This is a genomic window from Marinobacter sp. V032, from assembly GCF_052645435.1.
The window spans coordinates 1-25,283 of record NZ_JBQXYE010000005.1; the positions used below are offsets into that span (position 1 = coordinate 1).

22 protein-coding genes are annotated in these 25,283 nt (G+C 53.4%); 5 read left to right on the plus strand and 17 right to left on the minus strand.

All coding sequences use genetic code 11. From position 1 onward, the window contains the following. Window positions 1–488: 488 nt before the first annotated feature. The 4 genes from pssA to ACUN9X_RS17075 form a co-directional block, all read right to left on the minus strand. Window positions 489–1,316 carry a CDP-diacylglycerol--serine O-phosphatidyltransferase gene (gene pssA / locus ACUN9X_RS17060; protein WP_260037986.1) on the minus strand — a complete coding sequence of 276 codons (828 nt, stop codon included), beginning with the start codon at window positions 1,314–1,316 and terminating at the stop codon, window positions 489–491. Between the two features lie 143 nt (window positions 1,317–1,459). Next, complete coding sequence (ilvC, locus tag ACUN9X_RS17065) at window positions 1,460–2,476, minus strand: ketol-acid reductoisomerase (RefSeq protein WP_445473860.1); 1,017 nt, start codon at window positions 2,474–2,476, stop codon at window positions 1,460–1,462. A gap of 58 nt (window positions 2,477–2,534) precedes the next feature. After that, window positions 2,535–3,026, minus strand: coding sequence for an acetolactate synthase small subunit (gene ilvN, locus ACUN9X_RS17070; RefSeq protein WP_260037988.1), 492 nt, complete (start codon window positions 3,024–3,026; stop codon window positions 2,535–2,537). A gap of 5 nt (window positions 3,027–3,031) precedes the next feature. Beyond that, on the minus strand, window positions 3,032–4,750 hold the full coding sequence (locus ACUN9X_RS17075; protein ID WP_260037989.1) for an acetolactate synthase 3 large subunit: 1,719 nt from the start codon (window positions 4,748–4,750) through the stop codon (window positions 3,032–3,034). Window positions 4,751–5,294: 544 nt separating this feature from the next. Between ACUN9X_RS17075 and ACUN9X_RS17080 the strand changes: the two genes are divergently transcribed. Further along, on the plus strand, window positions 5,295–5,771 hold the full coding sequence (locus ACUN9X_RS17080) for a DUF4124 domain-containing protein (protein ID WP_260037990.1): 477 nt from the start codon (window positions 5,295–5,297) through the stop codon (window positions 5,769–5,771). A 94-nt stretch (window positions 5,772–5,865) separates the two neighbouring features. On the opposite strand, the gene clpB is transcribed toward ACUN9X_RS17080, so the two are convergent. The 3 genes from clpB to rluD all read right to left on the minus strand — a co-directional run bounded on the left by clpB (window position 5,866) and on the right by rluD (window position 10,309). Beyond that, on the minus strand, window positions 5,866–8,442 hold the full coding sequence (clpB, locus tag ACUN9X_RS17085; protein ID WP_445473861.1) for an ATP-dependent chaperone ClpB: 2,577 nt from the start codon (window positions 8,440–8,442) through the stop codon (window positions 5,866–5,868). A gap of 161 nt (window positions 8,443–8,603) precedes the next feature. Continuing rightward, on the minus strand, window positions 8,604–9,338 hold the full coding sequence (gene pgeF, locus ACUN9X_RS17090; RefSeq protein ID WP_445473911.1) for a peptidoglycan editing factor PgeF: 735 nt from the start codon (window positions 9,336–9,338) through the stop codon (window positions 8,604–8,606). After that, complete coding sequence (rluD, locus tag ACUN9X_RS17095) at window positions 9,338–10,309, minus strand: 23S rRNA pseudouridine(1911/1915/1917) synthase RluD (RefSeq protein WP_260037992.1); 972 nt, start codon at window positions 10,307–10,309, stop codon at window positions 9,338–9,340. The genes pgeF and rluD overlap by 1 nt, the downstream gene beginning before the upstream one ends. A gap of 100 nt (window positions 10,310–10,409) precedes the next feature. Here rluD and ACUN9X_RS17100 point away from each other — a divergent pair, with 100 nt between their 5' ends. Beyond that, window positions 10,410–11,237, plus strand: coding sequence for an outer membrane protein assembly factor BamD (locus ACUN9X_RS17100; RefSeq protein WP_260037993.1), 828 nt, complete (start codon window positions 10,410–10,412; stop codon window positions 11,235–11,237). Window positions 11,238–11,283: 46 nt separating this feature from the next. On the opposite strand, the gene ACUN9X_RS17105 is transcribed toward ACUN9X_RS17100, so the two are convergent. Next, window positions 11,284–12,936 carry an NAD+ synthase gene (locus ACUN9X_RS17105; RefSeq protein WP_445473862.1) on the minus strand — a complete coding sequence of 551 codons (1,653 nt, stop codon included), beginning with the start codon at window positions 12,934–12,936 and terminating at the stop codon, window positions 11,284–11,286. Window positions 12,937–13,123: 187 nt separating this feature from the next. On the opposite strand from ACUN9X_RS17105, the gene ACUN9X_RS17110 reads away from it, so the two are divergent. From ACUN9X_RS17110 to ACUN9X_RS17120, 3 genes are all read left to right on the plus strand, one after another. After that, window positions 13,124–14,761, plus strand: coding sequence for a sensor histidine kinase (locus tag ACUN9X_RS17110; protein WP_260037995.1), 1,638 nt, complete (start codon window positions 13,124–13,126; stop codon window positions 14,759–14,761). Between the two features lie 35 nt (window positions 14,762–14,796). Beyond that, entirely contained in the window at window positions 14,797–16,179 is a 1,383-nt protein-coding gene (locus ACUN9X_RS17115; protein WP_260037996.1) for a sigma-54-dependent transcriptional regulator, read from the plus strand. A 144-nt stretch (window positions 16,180–16,323) separates the two neighbouring features. Beyond that, entirely contained in the window at window positions 16,324–16,887 is a 564-nt protein-coding gene (locus ACUN9X_RS17120) for a GspH/FimT family pseudopilin (RefSeq protein ID WP_260037997.1), read from the plus strand. Between the two features lie 25 nt (window positions 16,888–16,912). On the opposite strand, the gene ACUN9X_RS17125 is transcribed toward ACUN9X_RS17120, so the two are convergent. The 9 genes from ACUN9X_RS17125 to fkpB all read right to left on the minus strand — a co-directional run bounded on the left by ACUN9X_RS17125 (window position 16,913) and on the right by fkpB (window position 25,275). Further along, window positions 16,913–17,317, minus strand: a complete 405-nt coding sequence (locus ACUN9X_RS17125; protein ID WP_445473863.1) for a type IV pilin protein — start codon at window positions 17,315–17,317, stop codon at window positions 16,913–16,915. Window positions 17,318–17,336: 19 nt separating this feature from the next. Then, complete coding sequence (locus ACUN9X_RS17130) at window positions 17,337–17,645, minus strand: hypothetical protein (RefSeq protein WP_260037999.1); 309 nt, start codon at window positions 17,643–17,645, stop codon at window positions 17,337–17,339. A 50-nt stretch (window positions 17,646–17,695) separates the two neighbouring features. Beyond that, window positions 17,696–21,064, minus strand: a complete 3,369-nt coding sequence (locus ACUN9X_RS17135; protein ID WP_260038000.1) for a pilus assembly protein — start codon at window positions 21,062–21,064, stop codon at window positions 17,696–17,698. Between the two features lies 1 nt (window position 21,065). Further along, the gene (locus ACUN9X_RS17140) at window positions 21,066–21,620 is read right to left on the minus strand and encodes a pilus assembly PilX family protein (RefSeq protein WP_445473864.1); all 555 of its coding nucleotides are present in this window, start codon (window positions 21,618–21,620) and stop codon (window positions 21,066–21,068) included. A gap of 12 nt (window positions 21,621–21,632) precedes the next feature. Then, window positions 21,633–22,751 (minus strand): PilW family protein, encoded by a 1,119-nt coding sequence (locus tag ACUN9X_RS17145; RefSeq protein ID WP_445473865.1) that lies wholly within the window; start codon window positions 22,749–22,751, stop codon window positions 21,633–21,635. Between the two features lies 1 nt (window position 22,752). Beyond that, window positions 22,753–23,178 (minus strand): type IV pilus modification protein PilV, encoded by a 426-nt coding sequence (gene pilV / locus ACUN9X_RS17150; RefSeq protein ID WP_347710204.1) that lies wholly within the window; start codon window positions 23,176–23,178, stop codon window positions 22,753–22,755. Further along, window positions 23,169–23,666 (minus strand): GspH/FimT family pseudopilin, encoded by a 498-nt coding sequence (locus ACUN9X_RS17155; RefSeq protein WP_445473866.1) that lies wholly within the window; start codon window positions 23,664–23,666, stop codon window positions 23,169–23,171. Before ACUN9X_RS17155 ends, pilV begins: the two co-directional genes overlap by 10 nt. Window positions 23,667–23,850: 184 nt before the next feature. Continuing rightward, on the minus strand, window positions 23,851–24,804 hold the full coding sequence (ispH, locus tag ACUN9X_RS17160; RefSeq protein WP_260038005.1) for a 4-hydroxy-3-methylbut-2-enyl diphosphate reductase: 954 nt from the start codon (window positions 24,802–24,804) through the stop codon (window positions 23,851–23,853). Between the two features lie 18 nt (window positions 24,805–24,822). Then, window positions 24,823–25,275, minus strand: a complete 453-nt coding sequence (gene fkpB / locus ACUN9X_RS17165; protein ID WP_260038006.1) for an FKBP-type peptidyl-prolyl cis-trans isomerase — start codon at window positions 25,273–25,275, stop codon at window positions 24,823–24,825. Window positions 25,276–25,283 lie beyond the last annotated feature (8 nt).

Below are 25,283 nucleotides of genomic sequence, written 5' to 3' on the forward strand. Positions count from 1 at the left end.
TTCTTGCCGAAATATCCCAGTCAGCGCCCACACAAATTACTTGGTCAACTTTTTAAAGAGCGGGGCGTGTAGCCCTGTTGAGAGCGCGTATTCTACAGCGATCCTCAACCTTGTCAACCACTAATTTAGAACTTTTAAATCTCTCTAAACCTTGTAGTTGCGCACTTTTGAGCGATGCTGCGTTTCCGCTTTATCCCTCAGAAGTGGGGCGCATTCTACAGCCCACGCTGAAGCTGTAAAGCCTTTTTTTGCAATGTTTCGGTTTTCCGAAACAACTTGCTCACTAAGCAAACAATCACCTGATAAACGGCGCCAGATTTGCTCACATTTCACTCAAATCCATGACTGTTAGCGAATTAAAAACTGCATGTTCAACGAATCAACTTGCTACCGAACCGGTCACCCACCCAATTATATAAAGCCGATATACAAAAAAGGGCGGCGCCGCAGCACCACCCTTTTTGAAAATCCGGACAAACAGCCTGAACTTACGCTTTCTCCGCCTCCTTTGGCGCCCTCATTTTTCTGAACAAGGCACGCAGCGGACCAGACGTGGCGTAGGCAAGGAAACCAGCAAAGAGCACCGTCCCCGGATCGAGTGCGATTACAACAAAGACCAGAACCACAACAAGAATCGCCGCAAACGGCACTTTGCCACGGAGATCGAGATCCTTAAAGCTTCTATATAGAACGTTGCTCACCATCAAAACGCCAGTGCCAGCCACAACCAACACCGTCATCAGGGTAAGCCAACCCTCCCGTTCGAAACCACTGAAGCACCACACCAATCCTGCCACAACAGCTGCCGCTGCCGGGCTCGGAAGGCCGACGAAGTACTTTTTATCTACAGAACCTATTTGGGTATTGAATCGGGCAAGCCTCAGCGCCGCGCCCGCAAGATAGATGAACGTGATAGCCCAGCCGAATTTCCCAAGCCCGTTAAGCGACCAGAAAAAAGCAACCAGCCCCGGCGCAACGCCGAACGCCACCATATCAGCAAGACTGTCATACTCCTCACCGAACTTGCTCTGGGTATTTGTCATCCGTGCAACGCGACCATCCAGACCATCGAGGATCATCGAGACGAAAATTGCGATAGCCGCTTTCTCGAACATACCGTTGGCAGCCGAAACCATCGCAAAGAAACCCGAAAACAATGATGCGGTTGTCAGCAAGTTCGGCAGAAGATAGATTCCCTTGCGGCGCACGCGAGCACCTTCAACAACCTCTTCTTCCACTACCTCGCCTTTTGCGAGCTCTTCCTCGTGCGACAATTGCGACTCGTCAGCATCTTTGTTTGAACTATTAGAAGTCATTCCATCCGTACCTCAGAAACATGCATGTGGCAGTATAGCCGATAATCCACCCTGCCCGAGAATTCGGCGGGTTGCACATTTTTCATTTTCCAAACGCAAAGCGCGGCCCCTGGAGGCCGCGCTTTGGCTAAACTAACTTAATATTAGTTCTTGTCTTTATCTACAATCTTGTTCGCAGCAATCCACGGCATCATGGAGCGAAGCTTTTCGCCCACCTGCTCGATCGGGTGCGCAGCGTTCTGACGACGACGTGCTGTCATGGACGGGTAGTTTGCCGCACCTTCCTGAATAAACATCTTCGCGTACTCGCCACTCTGGATGCGTTTCAGTGCATTGCGCATTGCGGCACGCGATTCGTCATTGATCACCTCAGGCCCGGTAACATACTCACCGTATTCCGCATTATTGGAGATCGAATAGTTCATGTTCGCGATACCACCCTCGTACATGAGGTCAACGATCAGCTTAAGCTCGTGCAAACACTCAAAGTAGGCCATCTCTGGCGCATAGCCAGCGTCAGTCAGTGTTTCGAATGCCGCTTTGACCAGCTCAACCGTGCCGCCACAAAGAACCGCTTGCTCACCGAACAGATCTGTTTCGGTTTCATCCTTGAAGGTTGTTTCGATGATACCGGTACGACCACCACCAATTGCACTGGCGTAGGACAGTGCAATGTTCTTCGCATTACCTGATGCATCCTGGTGAACTGCAACAAGATCAGGAATACCGCCGCCACGGGTAAATTCGGTACGCACGGTATGGCCTGGCGCCTTGGGTGCAATCATGACTACGTCCAGGTCTTTGCGAGCAACGATCTGGTTGTAATGAACAGCGAAGCCATGGGCAAACGCAAGAACAGCACCTTTTTTGAGGTTCGGCTCAATTTCATTCTCGTAGATGACCTTCTGGTTTTCGTCTGGCGCCAGCAGCATCACAACATCAGCTTCTTTTGCAGCCTCTACAACACTTTTAACGGTCAGTCCTGCGCCCTGTGCTTTTGCCGCTGAAGACGAACCTTCACGCAGAGCAACAACAACATCGACACCCGATTCTTTCAGGTTGTTGGCATGTGCGTGCCCCTGGGAGCCGTAGCCGACAATGGCGACCTTCTTGCTCTGGATGATAGAAAGATCGCAATCTTTGTCGTAATAAACCTGCATAACATTCCCCTGTTTCTTTTCGGCCACTCGCGGCCGCGATTCAATTAATGATGTTTTTTCAGAGACTCAAAACTTTTTCGCCACGGGCGATACCGGATACACCTGAACGAACGACTTCCAGAACGCCAGTAGAACCTACGGCCTGAATGAAGGCATCCAGCTTGTCGCTATCGCCAGTCAACTGAACGGTATAAATGGTGCTGGTGACGTCGACGATCTGCCCACGAAAGATGTCCACAGTGCGCTTGATTTCGGCGCGCTGAGAGCCACTTGCCTTGAGCTTGATCAGCATCAGCTCACGCTCAATGTGAGAACCTTCAGTAAGATCGACGAGCTTGACCACTTCAATCAGCTTGTTGAGCTGCTTGGTGATCTGCTCGATGACCCGGTCCGAGCCTGTCGTGGTGACCGTCAGTCGCGACAAGGTATCGTCTTCAGTCGGTGCAACCGTGAGCGTTTCAATGTTGTAATTGCGCTGGGAGAACAGTCCAACCACTCTCGACAACGCACCCGGCTCGTTTTCAAGCAATACAGAAATGATACGACGCATGATGATCAAACCCTCTCCGTCTTGCTCAACCACATATCCTTCATTGAGCCACGCGCTACCTGCATCGGGTAAACGTGCTCGGAAGGGTCGACATAAATATCCAGGAAAACCAACTTGTCCTTCATGGCAAAAGCTTCTTTCAGCTTCGGCTCAAGGTCTTCCTTCTTATCTATGCGGATACCCACGTGCCCATAGGCTTCTGCCAGCTTAATAAAATCAGGCAGGGATCCCATATAGGACTGAGAGTGGCGGGATTCGTAGTTCATATCCTGCCATTGCTTGACCATACCCAGCGCCTGATTATTCAGGTTAACGATCTTGACCGGCAAGTCGTACTGCTTGCAGGTCGACAATTCCTGAATATTCATCTGGATACTGCCTTCACCGGTGACGCAAACAACATCGCTATCCGGATAGTTGAGCTTGACCCCCATGGCAGCCGGCAGACCAAACCCCATCGTGCCGAGGCCACCGGAGTTGATCCAGCGGTTTGGCTTGTCGAACTTGTAATACTGCGCTGCAAACATCTGGTGCTGGCCGACGTCCGAAGTCACATAGGCATCGCCCTTGGTGATACGCCAGATGGCCTCGATCACTTCCTGCGGCTTGATGTAGGTATCACTGGTTTCATAACGCATGCCATGAAACGCGCGCCATTCATCCAGCTGCTTCCACCAGGCTTTTAGCGCCTCGGGATCCGGCTTTTCCTTGCTCTCTTTGACCAGAGAAATCATTTCCTTCAGTACCGCATCGACAGGACCGACGATCGGCACGTCTGCTTCAATGGTCTTGGAAATAGAGGCGGGGTCGATATCAATGTGAACGATACGCGCGCCGGGACAGAACTTCTCGGTCGCGTTGGTCACACGGTCATCAAAGCGGGCGCCGACGGCAAGCACCAGATCCGAATGGTGCATGGCCATGTTCGACTCATAGGTGCCGTGCATACCCAGCCAACCCAGTGACTGCTTATCGGATGCAGGAAAGCCCCCAATACCCATCAGCGTGTTGGTGACCGGATAACCGAGCATATGCGCCAACTCAGTCAGCTGCTTTGACGCCTTGCCGAGCACCACACCGCCACCGGCGTAGATGATCGGCCGCTTGGCAGCCATCAGCATCTCGACCGATTTACGGATCTGACCAGCGTGCCCCCTGATAGCCGGGTTGTAGGAACGCAGCTTCACTTTTTTCGGGAAGGCGTACTCGTAACGCTCGTTCGGCGTTGTCATATCTTTGGGAATATCCACCACAACCGGCCCGGGACGCCCGGTGGCTGCGATGTAATACGCCTTGCGAATGACTTCCGGTATTTCCGAGGGGTGACGCACGGACATGTTGTGCTTCACCACGGGGCGGGAAACACCAATCATATCCGTTTCCTGGAATGCATCTTCACCAATCAGTGTTGATGCAACCTGGCCGCACAGGATGACCATTGGAATGGAATCCATGAACGCCGTCGCAATACCGGTGATGGTATTGGTTGCACCCGGGCCGGAAGTGACCAGCACGGTGCCCGGTATCCCGGAGGCACGCGCGTAGCCATCCGCCATGTGAACGGCGGCCTGCTCGTGACGCACGAGAATATGTTTTACCTTGTCCTGCCTGAACAGGGCATCATAAATATGCAGTGCTGCGCCACCCGGATAACCATAGATGTACTCGACTCCTTCATCTTGCAAGGAACGAATCAGCATGTCTGCGCCAGACAATAACTCCACTATCTCTACCCTCTTTATAGAGTGAATGTGCCGGACATAAGCCGGTTGCCTGGGGATCCGGTACAGCGCTTCTTTTGGAAGTCGGACCGGATAATCCGCCACACTTGATGACGCAGAGGTTGTCTCTTGGCCAACCGAACCTCCTGAGGGTGCCGGAGGACGGCCAATCAACGGGCTCAAAGAGCCCATGTCGCGCGGAATGCGCGAAACGTTCAGTGTGGTATTCAACGGGGATACTGCACGGGATTGCCTGCCGTATTAACCCCTGTGTTCAGGCAATCGCCAATTGTGACAGCGGGAACCGCGCTGTCAATAGGTGCTGGCGTGTCCTGAGGCATGTCTGGCAACACGCCGGATGCACAATAAAACAAAACAGGCGTTAGCCACCGCACATTTTTCCACTAACATTGAGCATGTTGCGCTTGTACATGGCAAAATCAGATCTTTGGAAAGCGCCTGTTTATAAACTGTAAAATCAAAGGCCAGCAGAATAATAACCTGATAACCCGCTCTGGCAGATCTTACTGACAAGAGTCGTTACGATATGAGCCGTACTGATATGAAAGTTTTAGGATGGGTATTTGTCGCCTTGATGTCCGCCGCTACGCTGCAAGTGAACGCTGCGACTGTCTACAAGTGGACCGACGAGAAAGGGGTGATACATTTCGGTGACAAACAACCGGTAGGTCAGAAAAGCGAAAGCGTCGATGTTCGCTCGGGCACTTCCCGCAGCAATTCAAATGACGACCGCCCTTCTCCTCAGGAACAACTGAAAAACCTTGAAGCCAATCAGGAGAAGTCAGAGGAAGCAGCTGCTGTCACACGCAAAGAAGAAGCAGCGCAAAAGCAACGCGCCAAAAACTGCGAGATCGCAAAAAAGAATCTTGAGACGATGACCAACAATGCCCGGATCAAGGTTGAGGAAAACGGCGAGCAGCGATACCTGACGCCCCAGGAAATCGAAGAGAAGCGCAACGAATTTAATGCGATAGTGGAGAAGGACTGCGCAGAACAGAAGTAAGCAGATCCCACCAGAACAATGTTGCCAGTAACGCAAAAGGGACCTGAACGGGTCCCTTTTTTATACCACTTACCTTAAACGCGCAGTGCGCCTTTTATCCCTTGGTGAACACAAGGGTACCGTCATCGACATCCCCCCTGATCCGGTCGCCCGATGCAAACTCACCCTGCAACAATTGCTGCGCCAGAGGGTTCTCGATCAGACGCTGGATAGCGCGTTTGAGCGGCCGGGCTCCATAGACCGGGTCGTAGCCCACTTCGCCTAGCAAGGCCATCGCCGCGTCGCTCAGTTCCAAGGCAATATCCTGCTCTTTCAAACGTTTGCCAAGAGAACCGATCTGAACGCTGGCGATCCCCTGTATCTGATCTTTTGCCAAGGGGTGGAACACCACCACTTCATCGACACGGTTAATAAACTCCGGCCTGAAGTGAGTACCCACTACCTCCATAACAGCCGTTTTCATGGCCTCATACTCATCCTTACCCGCCATGGTCTGGATGACATCGGAGCCAAGGTTGGATGTCATAACAATCACGGTGTTGCGAAAATCGACCGTGCGCCCCTGACCATCAGTCAGTCGACCGTCATCCAACACCTGCAACAAAATATTGAAAACATCAGGATGCGCTTTCTCTATTTCGTCCAGTAGCAGCACCGAGTAGGGGTGCCGACGAACGGCTTCTGTGAGATAACCGCCCTCCTCGTACCCCACGTAGCCCGGAGGCGCGCCAATCAGACGGGCCACCGAATGCTTCTCCATAAATTCCGACATGTCGATGCGGACCATTGCCTCTTCGGTATCGAAAAGGAACGATGCCAACGCCTTACAGAGTTCGGTTTTACCTACGCCGGTCGGCCCAAGAAACAGAAACGACCCGTTTGGTCGGTTCGGATCGGCCAATCCGGCACGGGAACGGCGCACCGCATTGGCAACCGCCTCGACCGCTTCATTCTGGCCGATGACACGCTGATGCAACGCATCTTCCATGCGCAACAACTTGTCTCGCTCACCCTCAAGCATTTTGGAAACCGGGATCCCTGTCCACTTCGATACCGTTTCCGCGATTTCCTCTTCGGTGACGCGATTACGCAGCAGCGTCATCTCCATCATTTCGGCCTGGCTGGCCATATCCAACTGGCGCTCCAGCTCAGGAATGCGGCCGTACTGGAGCTCTGACATTTTGCCGAGATCACCTGAGCGACGTGCATTTTCCAGATCGATCCTGGCCTGCTCCAACTGACTCTTGATCTTCTGGGATCCATGTAGCGCCGCTTTCTCGGTATTCCAGATTTCTTCCAGATCCGCAAACTCGCGCTCAACACCATTGATAACCGTCTTGAGCTCATCCAGACGCTTGCGGGACGGTTCGTCAGTTTCCTTTTTCAGCGCCTCGCGTTCGATTTTCAGTTGAATCAGACGGCGCTCGAGGCGGTCCAGCGCTTCTGGCTTGGAATCCATCTCCATCCGGATCTGACTGGCCGCTTCATCGATCAGATCGATAGCCTTGTCGGGGAGTTGCCGGTCGGCGATATAGCGATGTGACAGTTTGGCCGCAGCAATAATGGCGCCGTCGGTCACCTCTACCCCGTGATGCACTTCATAACGCTCTTTCAGCCCTCGCAGAATCGCGATGGTGTCTTCTTCACCCGGCTCGGTCACCAGCACCTTCTGAAAACGGCGTTCAAGGGCAGCATCTTTCTCGATATAGGTCCGGTATTCGTCAAGCGTGGTGGCGCCTACGCAATGCAACTCCCCCCGCGCCAACGCGGGTTTGAGCATGTTGCCAGCATCCATTGAGCCTTCGGCCTTGCCTGCGCCAACCATGGTGTGCAATTCGTCGATAAACAGAATGATCTGCCCTTCCTGCTTGGACAGCTCATTGAGCACCGCCTTGAGCCTCTCTTCAAACTCACCACGGAATTTCGCGCCTGCAATCAGTGAGCCCATATCCAGCGACAGCACCTTTTTGCTTTTCAGCCCATCAGGCACTTCACCATCAACGATACGTTGCGCCAGCCCCTCAACAATGGCGGTTTTACCCACACCAGGCTCACCAATCAGTACCGGGTTGTTCTTGCGACGGCGCTGCAAAACCTGAATAGTCCTGCGTATCTCGTCATCCCTGCCGATTACAGGATCGAGTTTGCCTGCCTCTGCCCGCTCAGTCAGATCGATCGTGTATTTCGACAGCGCCTGACGGTTCTCTTCTGCCGAGGGGTCGTTCACACTTTCCCCACCTCTTGCGTCATCAATGGCCTTTTCCAGCGCTTTTCGATCAAGGTTATGCTCTCGCAAAACCCGTCCCAACGTTCCCCGGTCCTCCAGCGCCGCCAGCAGCACCAGCTCACTGGAAATAAACTGATCTTTGCGCTGCTGCGCCAGCTTGTCTGCGATATTGAAGAGGCGACCGAGATCATTGGACATCGCCACATCACCTGCAGAGCCCTGCACTTCTGGCAGGTTTTCAATTTCACGACTAATGGCCTGCCTGATTCGGGCTGGATCGGCGCCGGCCTGCTTCAGCAGCGGGACCAATGCACCGCCCTGCTGATCGAGCATGGCCTGCATCAGGTGCACAGGTTCTATAAAATTGCTGTCCTTGCCGACCGCGATTGATTGGGCATCAGACAGAGCCGTCTGCAAGCGGCTGGTTAACTTGTCAATTCGCATATTGAATCCTCGATTCCAGGTCTGCGCGCCGGAAAGGAAATACCCGATAACCCGGGAACATCGGCGCTTTGCTATGACAATAGATGTAGGGCCATGCAGACGGAGTTCAAGCGCATCGCCGAAAATTTGATCAACAAAAGATGAAGGAAACTGGCCGGCAATTACCCAAGCCAGATCAGGCTGGCCATGCGACCGGTCTGGCCGTCACGGCGGTAGGAATAGAATCGTTGTCTGTCCGAGTAGGTGCACTCGCCGCCGCCGTAGACTCCGGCGATACCCGCCGCGCTCAGCCGCATCCGGGCAAGTTGGTAAAGATCGGCAAAATAATGGTCGGGGTTCAGGGAGGACGCCACAAAAGCGGCATCAAGCCCGGGATCAATGTCAACAAACGCCTGCCGCACTTCAGGCCCCACCTCAAATGCAGCGGGGCCGATTGCAGGCCCCAACCAGGCGATGACGTCCTGTGAATTCGCGAACTGGGCGAGCGTCTGCTCCAGCACGCCACCAGCAAGCCCCCGCCAGCCCGCATGGGCTGCCGCAACCTGCTCGCCTGACAGGTCCGAGAACAGAACCGGCAGACAATCAGCAGTCAGAATACTGCATACGCTGCCTGCTTGCCGGGTAACACTGGCATCTGCCGTGATGCCCGATTGCCCGGGCAACGACGCCACGTCACATCCATGAACCTGCGATACCCAGCCGAATGCACGTGCCGGCAACGCCAGGGCTTCAGCCAGCAAGGCGCGGTTGGCACTGACAGCCGAATCGGCATCACCGACATGATCACCCAGATTGAAACTGTCATAAGGTGCAACGCTGCTGCCACCTGATCGGGTGGTGATCGCCGTTCTGACCCGCGGGTGAGCGGGCCATTCAGCCTGCAGCAGAGGCAGCATCACTGTGCGTCCATTTCCTGTGCGTGGTGACGCAGAGCGAGAATCAGATGCTGAAGGTCTTCTGGCATCGGGGCCTCCCAACTCATCTCTTCGCCGGTTGCCGGGTGCGTCAGCGTCAGACGTCGGGCGTGCAGAGCCTGACGATGGAACTGGCGCAACTCCTCCTTCAGTTCGGGTGTACAACCTGGCGGTAAACGCATACGACCACCATAAACCGGGTCGCCCACAAGTGCGTGACGGATATGCGTCATATGGACGCGAATCTGGTGAGTCCGTCCACTTTCAAGGGTGCACCGCACGTGCGTGTGGGCGGGGAAACGCTCGACCAGGCGATAGTGCGTAACAGCCGGCTTACCGTCGGATGTCACTGCCATTTTCTTGCGCTGATTGGGGTGGCGACCGATTTTCTCATCGACTACTCCGCCGCCGGTGATCGTTCCCTGGATGACCGCGTCGTATTCCCGCCCCATCGTGCGGGTCTGAAGTTGATCTACGAGGGAGGTGTGGGCAATCAAACTGCGGGCGACGACCATCAAACCGGTCGTATCCTTATCCAACCGATGGACAATCCCTCCGCGCGGCAGGTTCTCGACTTCAGGCGCGTGGTGCAGCATGGCGTTGACCAGTGTGCCCGCGGCATGGCCGGCTGCCGGGTGCACAACCAGTCCCGCCGGTTTATTGATCACCATGATGTGGTCATCTTCATAAACGATATCGAGTGAGATCGGCTCAGCTGTCCACTCGATCTGGACTTCAGGCTCGGCATCGACGGCGATACGATCTCCCAGCATGACTTTGTCACGCGGCTTTCGCTGCTCACCGTTGACCGTCAGGTTGCCCTGCTTGATCCAGTTCTGGATACGGGAGCGCGAATGCTCAGGCATGAGCTCGGCAGCAGCCTGATCCAGACGCCGGTCGCTTAGCCCTGCGGGCACTTCAAATTCACCGTGAATACGGTCTTCCGCTGTCATTCGTTCCCCTGAATTTTACGTAATGCATGAATGAGACCTGCACAATACACGACTAGGTCGTTACAATGACCATCGCTCAGTCATTATACGGGATTCAGGCATGAGATCAGTGTTTCACTTACTGCTGCTATCAGCATTATTCGTTGTGGCCGGCTGCGCCTCAAAACCCGAGGAAGTGCTTTCCGAAGAAGCCTACTACGAGCAGGCTCACAGCGCGATGGAGTCCGGCAATTTCAATGAGGCCGAAACCAACCTTGAAGCGCTGGAAACCTATTATCCGTTTGGTCGCTACGCGGAACAGGCCCAACTCGATCTGATCTACTCCCGCTACCAGAACCTTGATCTGGAAGGCGCACGGGCGGCGGCTGATCGTTTTCTGCGACTGAACCCCCAAAGCGAACACGCCGATTACGCCATGTATATGCGCGGCATCGCTTCCTACAATCTGGATATCAGTCTTGCGAGCAAGTTCTTCCCGATTGATACCACCGAGCGCGACCCGGGCGAACAGCGCCAGGCCTTCCGGGACTTTTCCGCGCTACTCGATCGCTACCCCGCCAGCGAGTATGCTCCCGACGCCCGCCAGAGAATGATCGCCATCCGCAACCGGCTTGCGGCGCTGGAACTGCACGCAGCCCGCTATTACATCAAGCGCCAGGCCTATGCTGCAGCCAACAACCGTGCCCGCCATGTGGTTGAGAACTTCCCCAACACCCCAGCGGTGGAAGAGGCGCTGATTATTCTGGCGGATACCTACAAATTTCTGGACCTGAACAAGGCCGCAAACGATGCTATTGCATTGCTGGCAATCAACTACCCGCAAAGTAAAGCCTTCGACGACAACATGAAGTACGTGCCAAGCTCGATCAAACGGGAAGAGCGCTCCATAAAAAGCGTTATTACCTTCGGCCTGATGGGGGACGAGTAACGCCCCCTCGCCCCTGCCAACGGCACTCCTGACTGGAAGCCGGGATTTATTTCCCTGGCTTCCAGCCATTCGTGATCGGATAACGACGATCCTTGCCAAAGCCCCGCTCTGAGATTCTTACACCTATCGGTGCCTGACGACGCTTGTATTCATTAATGTCCACCAGGCGAACAACCCGCTCGACATCTTCACGGACAAACCCTTCAGCGATAATCGCCTCAACGCTTAAATCGCGCTCGATATAAGCATGCAGGATCTGATCCAGCACATCGTATCCCGGCAGGCTGTCTTCATCTTTCTGATCTGGTGCCAGCTCAGCCGAGGGTGGTCGTGTAATAACCCGCTCCGGAATCACCTCCGAACGCGTGTTGCGGTGCCATGCAAGACGAAACACCAACGTTTTAGGGACATCTTTAAGCACATCAAAGCCACCCGCCATGTCGCCATACAGCGTTGAATAGCCCACCGACATCTCACTTTTGTTACCTGTCGTCAGCACCAACGAACCGAACTTGTTCGACAGTGACATGAGCAACACGCCGCGAAGCCTGGCCTGCAGATTCTCTTCGGTCGTATTAGGTTGCGTGCCTTTAAATGGCGCGCTGAGTGTTTCCATAAATGCTTCGTACATGGGCTCGATCGAGAATACGTCATATTGCACGCCCATGGCTTTGGCCTGCGCAGCGGCGTCCTCAATGCTCATTTCAGCGGTATAGCGAAACGGCATCATCACAGCGCGCACCCGGTCAGGGCCCAGCGCATCGGCCGCTACCGCAAGCGTGACGGCCGAATCGATACCACCGGACAGCCCCAGCACCACGGATTTAAATCCGTTTTTATTAACATAATCGCGCACCCCCAACACCAGGGCATCGTACACATTCTGTTCCAGCGAAGGCTCAGAAATAGCGGGTTGAGGTACCGGCTGGCAATGTTCATCGGCCAGAAACTCGACCGGGAAAAGCCCCTCGGCAAATTGCGGCACTTCAACAGAAAGGGCCCCGGACCGATCGAACACCATCGAACCGCCATCAAACACCAATTCGTCCTGCCCGCCAACGAGATTGACGTAGACGATGCTCACCTGATTATCCCGGGCACGCCGTTCCAGAAGCGCTTTCCTCCGCCCCTGCTTGCCGCTGTCATACGGCGATGCATTAAGATTGAGCACAAGTTTCGCCCCGGCCTGTGCGGCCTGCTCGACCGGACCGTCATTCCAGATGTCCTCACAGACCGTCAAGCCTACCGGCACGCCTTGAATCATGACCACGCAAGGTTCTTTACCCTCGGCAAAGTAACGTTTTTCGTCAAACACCTGGAAGTTTGGCAAATGCTGTTTGCAGTATGTGGCCAGTACCTTGCCTGCCTCGATCACAACGGCCGCGTTATACAACAGGCCCTGCTTGCGCACTGGCGCACCCACTACCAATGTTGCCGGAAGATGGGCGCTGGCGAGCAGATTGAACGCATCCTCCAGTCGCGCATCAAGACTGGGGCGAAGCAATAAATCTTCCGGCGGATAGCCGGTAAGGCACAGCTCCGGAAAAACAACGATATCAGCGCCCTGATCGGCAATCGCCTTTTTCGCGGCTGCCAGTACGCGCTCGGCATTACCCGGAAGATCGCCCACCATAAAATCGATTTGCGCCATGGTGATCGTCAGCCGCTTTTGCGACGTCGGGTCGATCTGATCCTGCATTATTTCACTCCCCTGTCCTGGCCCGGGTCTGCGAACGGGCCGTCATTCTCACGATGCAACGCGCAAATGGTCGCGCTCTGACCTGTCCAATTGCGGGCTCAAACCGCTATTATACCTACCACAGCAGTACAACGCCCGACCGTCTCCGGGCATTGGCTTCCTACTTTCGGACGGATATGAGCATTTCATGACCACCGACAGCGTTAACCGTACCAGTCCCGACAACCTCGACGACCTGCAGAGCCCCCGGGCCCGCCTTTTCAGGATCTATAACTATTATCGGGTCGTCATCAGCCTGATTCTTACTGCGTTGCTATTTGTTGATCCCGAAACACTCGACAACAAATTCCGGATGACCGAAGCCTACGAGGTCACCACACTATCCTATCTGGGGATCAATCTGTTTCTGGCGCTGGTCATGATGGCCGGCGCCAAGCCTAACCAGCGGCATATCACGCTGTCGATACTGATCGACATCATCGTGCTTCACAGCTTGCTGATTTCGAGCGTGGGTATGACAGGCGGCCTGGCAAATCTGGTCATCGTCTCCGTTGCGGCCGGCAACATTCTCACACCCAGCCGCATGGGCCTGTTTTACGCGGCGCTGGCCGCGATTGGCTCATTAGGCGTGTCCATATGGTCGGTACTGACGTTAAACGCAGATGCCGATGAGATTGTCCGCGCCGGTTCTCTCGGAATTCTCTATTTCGCGGCTGCCTTTATTCTGCAGAGCGTTACGCGCCGCATGCTGCACAGCGAAGAGCTCGCCACATCACGCGCACGCAGCCTGCTGGAGTTGGAGCAGATCAACCAACAGATTATCCAGCGGATGCGCACCGGTATTGTCGTCACCGACCGATTCGGCGACGTCAGACTTGGCAACGCCGCGGCCCATGAACTGCTGTTTGGCGAGCGGGATCAGGCATCCGCCATGCAGCAACTCCCCCCTCAACTCCGCCAGCGCCTTGATCAATGGATAGAGCGGCCCGGCATGCGAACTGAGCCTTTTCAGGCCAAGCCGGTCGCCCCAATGCTGCAGGCCAACTTCACGCGTTTGCATCAGGAGCGCGGCGATCAGATCCTGATTTTCATTGAGGACATGAGCAAGGTAACGCTGCAGGCGCAGCAGATGAAACTGGCGTCACTGGGCCGGTTAACGGCTGGCATAGCACACGAGATCCGAAACCCCCTGGGCGCTATCAGCCACGCCGCGCAACTGCTGAATGAATCGACGACCTATGATGCAGGTGATCGCAAGATGGTCGACATCATCCAACGTCACTCCCAGCGCGTGAACAGTATCATCGAAAACGTTCTCGACCTGTCCCGCCGCCGCCCTGCCGATAGTCAGTTAGTGGACGCCGGCTACTGGCTAAAAGAATTTGTCGAAGACTACGGACAGAGCGCCGAGCACCGCCCTGACAACGAGCGACCGCAGATTTCACTGGAGATAGCCGAGCAACAGGCACCCGCCCGGTTCGATACCAGCCAGATGGCTCAGGTACTTGTGAACCTCTGCGACAACGGCTTACGCTACAGCCTTGCGCAGACCGGCAAGGCGACACTGACATTACGGGTAGGAACCAGCGCTGACGGAGAACGCTGCTTTATTGATGTACAGGATCAGGGCACTGGCATTTCAGATGACCAGCAGGAGCACATATTTGAGCCGTTCTACACCACCGATCAAAGTGGAACCGGCCTTGGCCTTTACCTCGCCCGCGAGCTTTGCGAAGCCAATCAGGCTCATCTGTCACTGCTGGAAAACGACGAACCCGGTTGCTGTTTTCGAATCACATTTGCACACCACGGGCGCCTGATCTGATGCCCGACACCACAACAAGGACGAAACACCACACCATGAACACTCCAACAGCGCTCATTATCGACGATGAACCGGATATTCGGGAATTGCTCGAAATAACGCTGACGCGCATGGGCATTTCAGTGACCACCGCGGCGGACATTACATCGGCCAAAGCCCATCTCAAGGCGCAGCCTCCCCAGCTTTGCCTGACCGACATGAACCTGCCCGATGGTAACGGGATTGATCTGGTGCAGTGGATTCAACAGACCTGCCCGCAAACCCCGGTCGCCGTTATTACCGCTTACGGCAGCATGGACACCGCCATTGAAGCACTCAAGGCTGGTGCGTTTGACTTCGTTTCCAAACCCGTCGAACTCCCTCGTCTGCGGGAGCTCATACAAAGTGCTCTGAAACTGTCAGAGCCGGCCAGCCCTGACGACTCAGACGACCACCAGGGCCTGCTGCTTGGGGAATCAGAAGGTATTCGGCGACTGCGAGGCCAAACCCGAAAGTTAGCCCGGAGCCAGGCGCCGGTTTTCATCAGTGGCGAATCAGGCAGTGGTAAGGAACTGGTCGCCCGAATGATCCACATGCAAGGCCCACGCAAAGACGGACCATTCATTGCCGTAAACTGCGGTGCAATTCCCACGGAATTGATGGAAAGCGAGTTTTTTGGTCATCGCAAGGGGAGCTTTACGGGCGCAACCGATAATAAACCAGGCCTGTTTCGGGATGCTGATGGCGGTACCTTGTTTCTGGATGAAGTCGCCGACCTGCCGCTGGCAATGCAGGTCAAGCTGCTTCGCGCTATTCAGGAAAAAGCAGTGAGACCGGTTGGCGACTCCAAGGAAACGCCGGTCGATATTCGCATCCTCAGTGCCACCCATCGGGACCTGCCACAACTGGTGCAGGAAAACAGTTTTCGTCAGGACCTGTTTTATCGAATCAACGTCATAGAGCTTGCAGTACCACCGCTGCGGGAACGCCAGGACGATATTGCCTTGCTGGCCAACCACATCCTCAGGCGACTGGCAAAAGACTACGAATGCGAACCCGCCCGGCTAACACCTGCCGCAGCCGATGTCCTGCGATCACACCCATTCCCCGGCAATGTGAGGGAGCTTGAGAACATCCTGGAACGCGCGTTCACGCTATGCGACCTGGATGACATCGATGCTCATGACCTTCACCTGGGCACCATGCCATCGGATACGCCCCGACCGGCCAACAGCGATAACAGCTCGGTTCTGCCGAACGCGCCCGCACTACCAGACGATGGCGAAGTGGATCTGGAAAACTATCTCGAAAACATCGAACGACAGGCGATTGAAAAGGCGCTGGAGACAACTCGCTGGAACAAAACGGCCGCTGCAAAAAAGCTGGGGATCAGCTTTCGGGCGTTAAGGTACAAGTTGAAGAAGTTGGGGATGGAGTAAGCAAATACTCACGAAAAGCGTATGGAAAAGCTTATGGTTTGAAGAGCTATAGCAGTCTAGGGTGTGATCGGCAAACATAATGCTGGGAAGCAATAGCTCCCCCCTGCAGATACCCTCACATCTAATTACAAGGTGATTTCAAGGATGAAATCAACACCAAGGCATTCGGGCTTTACACTTGCAGAACTAATCATCACGCTTCTCATCGTTTCCATTCTGATTTTTATCGCAACGCCTTCGGTATCGGCATTGATAGATGATGCTCAACGCAAATCAGCGGTTCATGACATCCTTAACGTTATGGCTACGGCCCGACAGCAAGCGATCATGTCCCAGCAAATATTGACGCTTTGCCCTATCAATTCGTCAAATACCTGCGGCAAAGATTGGAACAGCAATCTATCCCTTTTCGTCGACCCGGACAATCAACGAAAACTAACACCCACCACCCGGATCGTCCGCACTCTTCCACCCCCAGAGACTGGCTCTTTGAGAGTCCGATCTCTATCGAAAAGCTATTTTCAGTATAGACCGAACGGACGGATACTCAGTGATCTCGGAAATATCACGTGGTGCCCCGACTCCAATGACGAACGGAAAGCTGCCCATTTGATTATTAGCCGCGGTGGGCGCATACGAATCGCCGGGGATGCCGATTCTGACGGCATCCCCGAAGGAGCAAATGGCGCAAACATAATCTGCCAGTGAACAACAGACAAGCGCCTCAACTCGTTTACCAGCAGTTTGCAGGGGTCCGCGCGCCCGCCTGGTTAACCGTTAAGGTTCCACATGCGTCATTTGCCTGATCCCCAGTGGGTACAGCCTGCAAAACATACGCTGCCTGAGTTGTCGAACCGTTTACAAGGCTCAGGTTATAGAAAGCCGTACCGCTTTGTGGCGATTGGGTAAACGGCAAAGCGGGCGGGTTCCCCCCATTCAGGTAGGAAAAGTTAGCCGAATACTGGCGCTCCATCCACTGAGCAATCTCCATCAACTCTGCCTGAGCAGTAGCACGCCGAGTCTCCCTGACATTATTCAGATATGACGGATATGCAATTGCAGCAATTATTCCAATGATAGCGACAACTATCATTAGCTCCATTAAAGAGAAGCCTTTGTTATTTCTCACTTCGCTCATTACTCCTGAGTCGTAGTTCTTATAGCGTTGTCACTTCCAATAGGTAAACAACACCTGTTTTATCATCACGCTCCGCAACGAAAGACTTCAGATGCTGCCCCTGCCGAAGGATGCTCAATGCCGCTGCGCCAGAAACTGACTGACCATTAATTTTCAGATCCATCGCAGGAACCATCTCCTGATCATTTATTACGATAGTGCCCTCAGCGGCGTGCACGTAATGGATTTCGCCCTGTCGGTCCTGCTCATCAGGGGATACCCCTGACAGATCTTGAGCCGAAACCAAAGGTACCCAGAACAAAAGTGTGAAAACCACAGCAACGTTCACAAGCGCTCTCATTGTCTTTACTCCGGTCAAGGTAACTATTATTGCAGGACTCATTCCACCAACTCGTGCCACCCGCGGCGGCCAGCGCCAGGCGCGGCTCCGCTCATCGGCGGAATTTCCTTTATATCGACTGTTCCAGCGCCACCACCGCCACCGCCACCTGACGTGAACCGGTAATTACCCAATATAGTCGACTGATTGGTCAACCCGTCTGTCTGGTAGCCACTAACCGATGTCGAAAAGTCCAGAAAAGCTTTGTCAGTAGGTGTTTTCCCGTCGAGACCAAAGGCCATTATCCAACCGCTCCCGCCTCCGGTGCAGGGGTTTTGATCAGGAATAATCGAATTGAGATAAACATAATCCCCTCTCAATTGCGGACTCACTACAGCGCGTTCGCCGGCGGTTGGGAAATTGGCATACCAGCCCTTAACACTGCTGAAATCGATCGCATCACCATTCGAGTAACGAACGTTATTGGTAACACCCTCAACGGTAAGTGTGCCCTCTGTGAGAGTTCGCTGAACGAGGTTCGCCAACACAATACCGGCGCCTCCTCTATCCCATATGCCGTATACGCTTTGCGTCGACGTATCTGTTACATCTGCCGTTTCAAAGTACTGCCCGGTACCGAAGTAAACGAGCAAATTAGGTTCATTTCCGGCCCGGGGCATCTCTTTGTTGGCGGCAACGACGGGAGCCGCTGTAATTGCTTGTCCCGATGCAGCAGAGAAAAGTGGCACAGGTGTGGAGCCCGTTTTATAGGTCGCTCCCCAGGCTCCAGCAGCGTCCACCGATGCAACCCAAACGTTTCCGTCCAAATCACCGGCATAAATTCTGTCCGTTATATAATCACCAGTGGTGTCCAAAGCCGTAAGCGGCGAGAGACCATCTCCTCCAGTTTCAAATTCGATATACCTGACGTCCCCGGCGTCCCAGCTGCCATCCATGCCGCCTTCAATGTCAAGCATGAAGAATCCGCTCGATGCAGTATCCGCGTTGTAGCCGTTGGATAAGAACGCAGTCCAACGCACATCAGTAGTTCCCCAACGGGCCTTGGAAATAATCGGCGCCTGCGTTACATAGCCGAGACGACTATCATCAGCCTCAGAAAACTCCCAGAGTGCAATGGATTGCGCATTTGCGTCAGAGAAATTGGCAGGTGAAGTCACATCCAGCGCAAATATACCCTTCGCTCCGGCCCGGCCTCCACCGACAATGATTGTGCGCCAATCAGGATCCAACGTAAGCGCTCCATTAGCTTGCTTACCTTTAGTAAAGATATCTTGTTGACGCATCTCCAAATCAACATAGAAACGGTGTTGGTAATCAGGATCAGCAAGGAAATGCAGCCCGGCATTTTGGTCCGTTGAATAGACAAACTCGGGAATGTATGCCAACACCTCATTTCCACCGGAATCAAGCGCATTGAAGCCGTGAACCATACCGTCATTGGATCCAGAGTAAACAACAGGAGTCCTGGATTTTTTGGCGGTCACAAAGTCAGAAAACCGCTTTGAATCTGTACCAAAAGGAGCTGCGTCCGGCCAAACCGCTCGAGGCGCGCCCACAAACTCCGGCGAGGAATTAACGATTGACCCAAGCCGACTGGTGCGCTTGCGGAAATTAACACCATCTTCCAGCGATCGATCACCGCGGATAAAGCCAAGACGTTGCTGTGCAACAGCATTAGTTGCGCCGCCATACTTCAGGTCATTCTTTGCAGGTGTAGAGAGATTGGCCCATTGAAAAGTGGTGCCTACGTTATTAGCCATAGTAAGAATAGTCCGCGGAGACGTCGTCAAATCCCGGCTATCCAGCAACTGCTTCGCTGACCAGCCATCGCCAGCGGCAATGGCATCATCAAAGTTCGGCACAACAGGTGAATCAGTTCCACCCAGCTTTGCTGCCTTTATATCACCGGTCCAACCGTTGGGGTCAAACTGTGCAGAAAATATCAGCCCACCTTGCTGAAAAGAGGACACGTCAAATTCAACTGCTGTGGAAGAACCCGCTTCTGCCACGATCAAATCGACTGTTTTCTTCAACTCAGTCGCAAAAGTATTCGAGTCCGAGGCACTAAAGAACCCCCCCCGACCATTAACTGCCGCGTGGAGCATGTCGTTAATTTTATCTTCATTGTTTGAACCGCCCCACCAATTAATAGCACTTTCACTCGCAATTGCATTAAATGCGGAAACCGGATCAACAGTACCGCTAACCCCTAACCCTACAGTGTACGAAACCATATGCTGCCAGAAGGCAGGATTTTTATCCGAGGTCGGCACATAATTATCTATGCCAGTCTGCAGATCACGATTCCAGTAATACATTGCCACGTCGGCCAGCGTATAACTATTGCGGTTATCTTTAAACGGATCTTTAGCGACATATTGATATGTCTTTCCATCGGGGCCGTTAATATTAGGTCCCGAGTTATCGTCAGCTTTATAAACATTCCCGCTGGGATTACTACCACCATAGTATCCATCAGACATCAGTATTGTATAAGACAGCCTGCATTCGCGCGTCGGATTTGTCGAACTGACATTTGTACCCGGGTTGTCTGACCAAGCCCGAGCACTACCTTCATAATACTTTCCCGCCCCTTCCAAAGCTCGCCTCAAAGGTGTACCACCGCTAGCCGGTGCATCATAGAGCCAATCCAGAAAATCCTCCCGCCTGGCGCTCGTATACTCCCTGACGCCCTCTTGGACCCCACGCACTCCACTTGCACCATCTATATTATTGGTACTGCCTCCATCGTAATTAATGCGCCCCCAGCCCAAACGGAAGTTTGGCGGAAGGTCATAAAAAGCCTCACTAATCCCTGCTCTCGCCGCTTTGATACGGGTATTATAAAATGAATACCAATTTGCAAAGTTCTGTTTTTCCTCATCACTTCCTAAAGTTAAAAAAACCACAGTGTAGCAAGCGTCATTCTTTGGATTTGAATCGCAAACAGGTGTTGAATTAAATTGAGTGTAAAACGCGGGATTGGTGAAATTAACCAGTGGCGTACGATAACTTAGTGTCAAATCTTCTTTAGGTGAATTACTGCTATAACCGTCCCTTGGTGCGTCAGTAAAAGAGGAATTTGGATATCGACCCGTTCCATCCTTCTTATAAGGTGGCAAATAATCAACATCCGGATTGTAATAAACTTTATTCACTTCATTTGAGTAATACCAAAGCTCATTAGTCTGAGTCCAGTGATGATTACCTATATCATCTGGCATGTATTCACGCGCCATAGAGCCCGAATCATCCAGCATAAACATAAGATTCGGCGACACGGAACTACCGATAAACAGAGGCTTTTGTGCAAAATCCGGTCTGGCCGAATAGCCGGCAGCTGGAAGCAACAAAAGCGTAGTAAGACAGCTATAAACAAAACCACGTCGGGTAAATAAAATCCCCATATCAAGCTCCTCCGCCTAGTCCGCCAGGCTGAAATACATAAAATCCTTCGATTAGTCGACGGCTCTGACCTGAAGGGCCTCTTGCCTCAACCACAATTCGCGCATAATCAAACTCTGTTGGTCCACTGCCGCCGTATTGCCCCATATCGCGGGGAAGCTGGCCTTCTGCATCCAGCGTTACAGTGCCTTTATATTCAATGAAATAACGGGGGACGATACCGTTAACAGCTGAAGCATCAGCAACGCTGACATTGTCACCATTCGTATCCTTGGTCCAAGTCACCGCGTCAGACGGAATGGGTGCGTCACCAGTCTGATAAAACCCCTTGGTGGATCCGAAATCACTAAGATCGGACATGCCATCGAGAATCGCCTCGACCTCTCCCATTGCAGTCTCTGCAACTTCTAATGCCAGCACGCCATCACGTTGTGCCGAGGCCATACGCTCCTGCATGATGGACCCCTGCATCCCGGAAACAGCTAGTAGCGTCAACACCAGGAGAATAACCAGGGACATCAGTAGAGCTGCGCCCCTTTGCCGGATTCCTATTTGCATAAATCCCCCTGATTAAATGCGATTACGCAAAGTAGTTGTGAAGGTGTAAACCCTATAAAAGCGGCGGTCTGGCGCAGTGTCCAAATTGGCCGGATCCGTGCAGTCCCGCCACCCCGGAAAACAATAGGTTTGCTGGGCATCCACGCTATCGGCTTGCCCGGCACGCACAAGGATGCTGACCTGTGCAGCAATCACATTGCTCCAGGTGACAACCGCCCCCGGCTCACGCCAATTTTGAACTCCTGAATCGAAGGTTCCATTGCCCTCACCAAGCCGAAGCTGCATATCGATAACTCCCTCAACGAGCTCCAAATCTGTACCTGTACTGTCTCTCAGAAACAATGCCGGTTCACCACTCGTCCCAGTGCCTATAAAAAACACCTCGTTATACGGCTGCACCACATGAGCTCCTGCCGAGTAAACAACACTGAAGCACGGATTTCCTGCAGTGCATGAAGGCGGGCTATTCAACGAAAAATCGTTACCAAATCCTGTCCCGGATTGAGGGGCCGCTGTAACCGTAAAATCCGTACTGGCACCGCCAACCGCAGAAACTCCGGTAACCTGGAAGATATCTGCGTTCGCGCAGTCACTGATCATGGCGACATCACCAGCCTGCATCCCACCATCATCGGATATATTGAAAGTCGTGCTGTTGGTGCTAGCGGAGGTAACTGTAATTGTTGTGCCAAAATTACGGGCACCGGTAACCATCAAATGGTCCGTAGTCGCCAGTGCCGTCGCCGGCCTGACAGCTGCATCCGCTCTTATACCCGGGTACTCTTCCATCCCGACTGGCGAGTTCTCCGATGCAGCATTATTGATACCAAATTCGTGCAAATATGTTTGAAAGCCGGCATTGCTGGCATCCAGGTTGTTTTTAATCCCGATAATGGGCATGCAACCGAAATACCCTGCATTGCGCAGTGCTCTGGAAAGAATATCTGACGCAATTCGACCGGCCTCTTGAGAGCGAGAGCTCACCTCATTGGAGCGAAACGTTTGGCTATTTGACGAAAAAATTTGTACCAAACCTGCAATCAATATCGAGCCAAGCAGCAAAGCGATCATAATCTCGATGATCGACAACCCTTTTTGTCGCGTACTGTCCAGCATCCGTTGGGCCGCCATATTAAAGCCTCGCATTCATCGTCAGAGTTTGGGTTGAGGAGTTATTCGCAGCGAACGGATCTCTTTCGGTCCATTGAACCTGTATCGTGGCGATATCATTATTTATATTCACCGACAACGAACTCCCCCCCCCCAACTGGCGACTCATTTCATTCTCAAAAGCGGTGAGATCTGCACTATCCAGCGCAGAACCACCGTTTGCCCTAACACGCTCAGCCATGTTCTGAGCGACGAGCGTTGCCTGGCTCCTGAGATCAGCGTTCGATGTCTGCTGAAGTGACAACAACTGAACTCCGGCAACACCGAGTAGCCCGATTGCGAGTACCAACAAAGCAACAAGAACTTCTATCATGGTGAACCCCCTCTGGGCGTCACCGTTGCTACGAATAAAAGGATGTGCATTCATCGCGCTATATCTCATGGGCATACCACATTGTCCGATCTCACTTGACCGCCAGCAGATACGAAGATATCAATTCCATTGCTTCCCGAAGCGCCACAAACCCTAAAATGGAACCGGCCGGCGCCAGCACTGTTGGATTGGGTAGTTAAACCATTCGGCCTGAATACGGGGGGATTTGATGAGGAATTATTTAACGGATTGAGCGTTACCGCCACATTCCCGGACGCTGCCTCTGACTGGCGCAATACAGCCCCGCCGACAACAGCCGCAACCAGGCCGTTACTATAACTACCATTTACGGGACCCACACTAACACTGGACCCTGTCCTCAGCGCTTCGGTTCTGGCTGTCGTAACTACGCCAATAATACTGTTCCCAAGTGATGTAATGCGGTTGCTTTCTATTAGCCTGCCAGTAGACGGCAGGGCAATCATTGCGATGACTGCAAGCAACGCAAGAACCACAAGGAGTTCAATAAGCGTAAATCCACGATATTTTTTATAAGACGACATAACTTAATTCCGCAATAGCCTTTAAGCAGAATATTCATGAGTTATAAAACAATCTACACAAAAACGATAAGCGGGAGTTCTAGGGGGACAAACGGCATCGCGAAGGAAGGGACGCTTGATACAGGAGACGTTAAAGCCTCCGGCACGATATATAAGCTATCGAAATCTAACGACTTTCAGTTTCTCAACTCACCTCAACAACATCAATGCGCAATTCTTTAGGCATGGAAAACACAATATTCTCTTCACGCCCGGCAATTTCTTCAGGCGCATCGCAGCCCAGCTCTCTAAGGCGCGAGATGACGTCGTTCACCAGTACTTCCGGAGCTGATGCGCCGGCGGTGACGCCTATTGCGCTCTTACCTTCAAGCCATTGCGCATTGATCTGCGCAGCCTCGTCGATAAGGTGTGCCGGGGTGCCCATGCGCTCTGCCAGCTCGCGCAGTCGGTTGGAATTGGAGCTGTTCGGTGAGCCCACCACCAGCATCAAGTCGCAGTCACCGGCCAGCTGCTTGACGGCATCCTGACGGTTCTGGGTGGCGTAGCAGATGTCATCCTTGCGCGGCCCCTGGATTTGTGGAAAGCGGGCCCGCAGCGCATCGATCACGCGGGCGGTGTCGTCCATGGACAGCGTGGTCTGGGTAACATAGGCCAGCCGGGAAGGATCACTGACAACCAGTTCTTCGACGTCGCTCTCGTCTTCAACCAGATAGATTTCTCCACCGGTAGAGCGATCATACTGGCCCATGGTGCCTTCAACTTCAGGGTGCCCCTGATGCCCTATAAGCACACATTCATGGCCATCCCGGCTATAGCGCATCACTTCCATATGCACTTTCGTAACCAGCGGACAGGTGGCATCAAATACTTTGAGACCCCGGCGGGCCGCTTCATTCTGCACTGCCTGCGACACGCCGTGGGCACTGAAGATCACCAGTTGGTCGTCTGGCACTTCGTCCAGCTCATCTACAAAAACAGCCCCACGATCCCGCAGATTGCTCACCACAAACTTGTTATGCACAACCTCGTGACGGACATAAATCGGCGCACCGAATACGTCCAGTGCGCGGTTGACGATCTCAATGGCGCGATCTACACCGGCACAAAAGCCGCGGGGATTAGCGAGACGAATCTGCATGACAAGTCCTGTATTCGATCAGTGGGCAGCGAGCGCCGGTTCAACGCTCAGAATTTCAACCTTGAACATCAGTGTACGCCCGGCAAGCGGGTGATTAAAATCCACCTCAACCTGATCTCCGGACACTGACGCAACCACGCCTGGCAACTCACCCTGCCGCGCATCGGCAAAGGAGATCATCACTCCGGGTTCGAGCACCATGTCAGCGCCAAACTCAGAGCGCTTGAACATCTGCAGGTTGCTGGGATTATGCTGGCCAAAGGCCTTTTCGGGCGGCACTTCAAATTCGTTTTTTTCTCCGGCTTTCATGCCGAACAGGCACGACTCAAAACTTTCGGGCAGGTTACCATCGCCGATTTCCAGAGTGGCCGGCGACTTGTCAAACGTCGAGTCAATTGTGCTGCCGTCTGTCAGCCTCAATTCAAAGTGCAGGCTGACCCGCGTACCTTGTTCTATAGCCTGTTCGCTCATGTCGCGAT